Consider the following 599-nt stretch of genomic DNA (forward strand, 5'->3'; position numbering starts at 1 on the left):
TCACCGAAGAAACTGTCACTTTAGACAATATCCCCCATCTTGCTGATGTTGAACTGTTAATCCGCATACTTAACAATCACGGTGTCGGCTATGCCGTCGACGGACAAAAACCCCACCACGATTGTACTGATTCAAGAACAATCCATTTTACCGCACAAAAAATAACCACAACATACGCACCATACGAACTTGTGCGAAAAATGCGGGCAAGTTTTTGGGTAATCGGGCCACTGCTTGCACGGTGTCACGAGGCTTATGTTTCCCTCCCCGGAGGATGCGCTATCGGAACTAGACCCGTCAATTTTATTCTCGAAGGGCTTAAAACTCTAGGAGCTCGTATTGCTATCGAAAATGGATATGTCCATGCTAAAGCGCCAAAAGGATTAAAAGGCGCACACTATCATTTTCCTAAAGTCACTGTTGGTGGAACACATGTTATGCTCATGGCGGCAGCAACTGCAAACGGAACAACTCTCCTTGAAAATGCTGCTTGTGAACCAGAAGTGACCAATCTTATCCAAGCCCTTAACGCCATGGGTGCAAAAATAACGGGTGAAGGAACATCAACCCTCACCATCGAGGGTGTCAAAAAACTTCAT

General features: G+C 45.6%; 1 pseudogene. It reads left to right on the top strand.

The features are described from left to right. Positions 1–599 (top strand): annotated as a pseudogene (locus tag ACFIK8_RS12460) (UDP-N-acetylglucosamine 1-carboxyvinyltransferase); the annotation flags it as partial.

The sequence above is a fragment of the Bartonella sp. MR168JLCBS genome, assembly GCF_042194175.1.